Source organism: Nocardia lijiangensis NBRC 108240, assembly GCF_001613045.1.
GTDB lineage: Bacteria > Actinomycetota > Actinomycetes > Mycobacteriales > Mycobacteriaceae > Nocardia > Nocardia lijiangensis.
Window position 1 is genome coordinate 1 of record NZ_BDBP01000195.1, and the last position, 4114, is coordinate 4114.

Consider the following 4114-nt stretch of genomic DNA (forward strand, 5'->3'; position numbering starts at 1 on the left):
CGCGGCCTGGATGCTGCTCGCGCTGCGCGCGCTGCTCGCGGGCGAACGGCCGCGGCGGGCGGGGGAAACGATGTTCTCCGCCGAGGACGCGCTCGATCTGCTCTCCGGTCCGCTGGGCGGCGCGGACCAGATCACCCTTCGGCGCTTGCGCCGCGGTGTCCGGCGCGCGGTGCTGGAGGGGGAGCGCAGGGCGGCGAGGAAGGCCGACGGAGAAGCGTGGGCGGCCGAGGATATGCCGCCGATCGATGAGCCGCCGTCACCCGATGTGCTGCACCCGGATGATGTGCCGCCGCTGGACGAGGTGCCGCACGCGGATGATGTGCCGCCACTGGACGAGGTGCCGCACCCGGACGATGTGTCGCTGCCGGATGATGTGCTGCACCTTGACGATGCGCCGCCGCGGGATGATGCGCCGCCTCGAACGGAACCGCCGTCGTCGGATCCGGATGTGCTCCCGCGTGCCTCGACGGCCGACCGGCTGGGAGCGAACTCCGAACTGCCGCAGGAATTTCCGCCGGACGACGCCGAATGGAACGCCGTCGAACCGGACTGGAGCCCGCCCGATCCGGAATGGGTCGTCAGCGAATCCGAATGGCGGGAAGCCGATCTCGAGTGGGGCCTGGAGGTCGCCGAGCACGCCGACGACAACTACGTGCCGAGCCGTCAGGGCGACGAGCGTCCGCCCACCGGTCGCGACGCCAGGGCCGTGCCCGATGCTGCCGGCGAAACCCCGGGCGACACCGCACGTCCCACCCTGCTCGAGCAGTCGTCGGCCGAGGTGCTGCGCGATCTGCTCGTCGGCATCGGCGATCGGGCGATCCTCGATCGCCTCACCGATGTCGAGGCGGCTCCGCTGAAGCGTGTGCTCGACGCGTTGGACCGCGGCCGCAAGGCGCGCGGGCGGGCCACCGGTCTGGAGGACGTGCTCTGGGCGCTGTGGACCGCTTCCCGCCTGGAACGGCGCTGGGTCGCCCAATCCGAACGCGGCGGCGCGGTCGGCATGCAGGCCGACCGGGATCTGGACGCCGCCGTCGGCCTGTTCGACGCGGCGGCGGCCTACGTCGACCGGATTCCCCGCGCAGGCATCGAGGGTTTCGTGGAATACCTGCTCCAGCAGGAGATTCCGCAGGACACCGCGCCGCTGACCGCGCCGGGAGACGCCGTCGCCCTGCTCAGCGCGCACGCCGCGGCGGGCCGGGAGTGGGACGTGGTCGCGGTCGCGGGCGTGCAGGAGGGCATCTGGCCCAATCCGCGGCCGCGCGGCACCCTGCTGCACACCGAGGATCTGGTCGACCTCAGCGCGGGCATCGGCCTCGCGGGCGAATCGGTCAGCCGCGCCGCGCCGATCCTGGCCGAGGAGCGCAGGCTGCTGCTCGTCGCGTGCAGCAGGGCCCGGCGCTCGCTGCTGGTGACCGCGGTCGAATCCGTCTCGGGTGAACGGGATCTGGTGCCCTCCCGCTTTCTCGCCGAGCTGCTCGGGCACGACGACGACACCGAGCCGGGCGCCCTGCCTGTCGCCGATCCCGGTCGCGCCCTGGTCATGCATTCGCTGGTGGCCGAGTTGCGTGGCGTGGTCTGCGATGCCGAGGCCGACCCGGAGCGCCGCCGCAGGGCGGCGCATCAGCTGGCCAGGCTGGCGCACGCCGGAGTGCGCGGCACCCACCCCGAGGAGTGGTACGGCACCGCGGAACTCAGCTCGCTGAGCCCGCTGTGGGACGACGGCGAGACCGCGGTCGCGCTCTCGCCGTCCACCGTGGAACTGCTGCGCACCTGCCCGCTGCGCTGGGCGCTGGAACGGCACGGCGGCACCGACGGCGACAATCCGCACGCCGTCAAGGGCAATCTGGTGCACACCCTGGTGCAAGCGCTGGCGGGCAAGGTGCCCGAGACACAGGTGCGGGCGGCGCTCGACCGGGCGTGGCAGGCCGTCGATCCCGGCACCGGCTGGCATTCCCGCCAGGAGTTGCGGCGCACCGAGGCGATGCTGGAGACGTTCATGGCCTGGGTCCGCAACACCCGCGGCGAACTCACCCAGGCCGGCGTCGAGGTGCCCGTCGATTGCGTGCTGCCGCCGCGCGAGGACGACGAACCGCCGGTGCGCATCAAGGGCCGGGTGGACCGGCTGGAGCGGGATGCCATGGGCCGCTTCGTGATCGTCGACGTGAAGACCGGCAAGACGCCGATCAGCAAGCAGGCCGCCGCCGATCACGCGCAGCTGGCGACCTATCAGGTGGCGGCCGCGCTCGGCGCGCTGGACGGATCGGCCGCCGAGAACACGCCAACGGAATCCGCGTCCGCCGTGGCGCCGGGCGGCGCACGTTTGGTGTACGTGGCCAAGCCGAGCAGCAAAGAGGGCGCCACCCAGCGCATGCAGGAGCCGCTGGACGGCGAGGCGCTGGACAAGTGGCAGACCACGATTCACGACGCCGCCGCGTCCACCCGCGGCCCGAGCTACCTCGCCATGCGCAACGACGGCTGTCGTCACTGCGCGGTGGCGGGCAGCTGCCCGGTGCAGGACACCGGAAGGCAGGTGACCGACGAGTGAGTCACCCCGCCGTGACGCCTCTGCGGATCGCCGAGGCGCTCGGCCTGCCACCCCCGACCGACGAACAAGCGGCAGTGATCGCCGCACCGCCCGGACCCACGCTGGTTGTCGCGGGCGCTGGCGCGGGCAAAACCGAGACGATGGCCGCGCGCGTGGTGTGGATGGTGGCCAATCGGCTGGTACTGCCGGATCAGGTGCTCGGCCTGACCTTCACGCGAAAAGCGGCCCAGCAGTTGACCGCTCGCATTCGGACCAGGCTGGCCCGGCTGGCGGGTTCGCAGCTGCTGCGCGATCTGGACGCGTCGGGGGAGTTGCGCGCGCAGCTCGCCGGGGCCGAACCCGAGATCAGCACCTACCACTCCTACGCAGGGCGGCTGCTCACCGAGCACGGCCTGCTGCTTCCGGTGGAGCCGTCGGCCACGCTGCTCACCCAGACACAGCTGTGGCAGCTCGCGCACCAGGTGGTGCGGGCCTGGGACGGTGACCTGGACACCGACCGCACCCCGGTCTCGGTGACCGAGGCGGTGCTCGCGCTCTCCGGCCAGCTCGCCGAACACCTGGTGGAAGCCGAACAGCTCGCCGAGGCGCACACCGAGCTGGAGAAGCTCGTGCACACCCTGCCCGCCGGTCCACGCCAGCGCGGCGGGCCGAGCCAGGCGCTACTGTCCATCGTGCAGGTGCAGCGCGAGCGAGTGGCGCTGTTACCGCTGGTCCGGCAGTTGGCCGCGGCGCTGCGGCGGCGCGGCGCCTTGGATTTCGGGGCCCAGATGTCGCTGGCCGCGCGGCTGGCCGCCGAGCACCAGGAGGTGGCGACCGCCGAGCGCGGTCGCTTCCGGTTGGTGCTGCTCGACGAGTACCAGGACACCGGCCACGCCCAGCGCATCCTGCTCGCCGCGCTGTTCGGCGGCGCGATCTCGGTGTCGCGTCCCGAATCAGATAGTGCCGCACGGCGTTTGGCTGTAACTGCGGTCGGCGACCCGATGCAGTCCATCTACGGCTGGCGCGGCGCGTCCGCCGCCAACCTGCCCCGCTTCGCCACCGACTTTCCGCTCGCGCCCGGCGCGCCCGCGCCGATCCTGCCGCTGCTGACCAGCTGGCGCAATCCGCCCGAGGCTCTCGCCCTCGCCAACCTGGTCGCCGAGCCGCTGCGCCGCATCGCGCTCGACGCGGGCGGGGTCACCGTCGACGCGTTGCGCGCCAAACCGAACGCGGAACCCGGCGTCGTCGCGATGGCGCTCACCGAAACCGTCGCGGGGGAAAGGGATTGGGTCGCCGAGCGGATCGCCGCCGAATGGTCGGCGCGGCACACCGCAGGCGAGCCGCCGCCGACCTCGGCGATCCTGGTGCGCCGCAACGCCGATGCCGCCCCGCTCGCGGAAGCCCTGCGCGAGCGAGGGCTTCCGGTGGAGATCGTCGGCCTCGGCGGCCTGCTCGCCACGCCGGAGGTGGCCGACATCGTCGCCACCCTGCGGTTGATCGCCGAGCCCGCCGCGGGCAGCGCGGCCGTGCGCGTGCTCACCGGTGCCCGCTGGCGCCTCGGGGTCGCCGACCTCGCCGCGCTGGCCCGAC

Annotated in this window: 2 protein-coding genes; both read left to right on the forward strand. The window is 73.0% G+C overall.

Annotated features, from left to right (window positions below; all coding sequences use genetic code 11):
• Positions 1–2545 (forward strand): UrvD/REP family ATP-dependent DNA helicase (locus NL1_RS35735; protein ID WP_174553525.1); only part of this gene is annotated, 2545 nt, incomplete at its 5' end.
• The coding region (locus NL1_RS35740) for an ATP-dependent helicase (RefSeq protein ID WP_156095213.1) at positions 2542–4114 on the forward strand (1573 nt) is incomplete at its 3' end. The genes NL1_RS35735 and NL1_RS35740, both read left to right, overlap by 4 nt.